The 1,065-nt window shown below is 69.2% G+C and carries 1 protein-coding gene; it reads right to left on the reverse strand.

The window, feature by feature from the left end; all coding sequences use genetic code 11:
* On the reverse strand, window positions 1-931 hold a 931-nt coding region (locus DA1_RS29310; RefSeq protein WP_155737685.1), incomplete at its 3' end, for a hypothetical protein.
* Window positions 932-1,065: the final 134 nt, after the last annotated feature.

A 1,065-nucleotide genomic window follows, 5' to 3' on the forward strand; every position in this document is an offset into this window, starting at 1 on the left:
CCTGGCCGTTGACCATCTTGAGCTTGGCCACGTCCACGGCCACGTCGCTGATCTGCAGGGCGTCGGCCGTGCTCTTGTAGTGCCGCTGGGCTGCTTCCTGGGCCAATTGCGCCAGACGGGCGTTGAACTGGGCGGGCAGCGCGTAGCAGCGGTTGTAGCTGTCGATCACGGCGTCCTGATCGCTGATCCACAGGCCCCGGGCACGCAGCTTGTCGCGGAAGGCCTGGGCCGTCTGCTGGTGCAGCTGCTTGATGCGGTCCATGCGCTGGTCCAGTTCGGCGCGCACCAGGCGCATCTTGGTCTCGCGCTCCTCGCGCAGGCGCGCGGCGTGGGTGGCCGCGATGGCATCGGCTGCTGCTCGGGTGCTTTCGGCGTGCAGCCGCGCGATGGCGTTGTGCGTGGCGCCCGGGGCGAAGCGGTGGCCGCTGGCGGCGGCGGCATCCAGCAGATCCCGCTCCCCTGCCCAGGCGTCCTTGCGCGCCAGCGCGAAAGCGGTGTCGCCGGCCACGCGGTCCACGCTCTCGATGTAGGTCGTGCCCACCGCCGATGTCAGGGCCGACTGGATCCACGCATCCGCGTCGGCGCCAGCGTCCAGCAGCCCCGGGAACAGGTCGTTGACCACGCTGCTGTAGCCCGTGAAGAACGTGCCCACGGCCTGCTCGATGACCTGCGGCAGTTGCCCCACGACCGGGGCCGAGGTCTCGACCGAGGCCGGGCCCAGGGCCGTCAGCACGGCAGACAGGCTGTTGCTGTGCTTGGCCTTGGCCACCTCGGGCTCGCCTGGGATGCCATCGATGATCTGGGTGATGGCCGGGCCGATCTTGGACTGCATCCGGCCTTCGGCGTCCGTGATCATCTTGCCGATCTTGTCGATGGCGGTGTAGACGATGGCGGCCGACAGGCCCTGCATTGCGATGCCGGTGGTGGCCATGCTTACTCCTCGGCGTTGACGGTGTTGGATTCGGAGGCCTGCGAGTTCACCGACACGCCAGCGCTGTTGAGCGCCGCGGCGGAGCCGGTGGACAGGCGGCGCAGGCGCTTGACCTGCTGCTCGACGTTAAGGCC

This window comes from Delftia acidovorans NBRC 14950, from assembly GCF_001598795.1.
GTDB classification, from domain to species: Bacteria; Pseudomonadota; Gammaproteobacteria; order Burkholderiales; family Burkholderiaceae_C; genus Comamonas; species Comamonas acidovorans.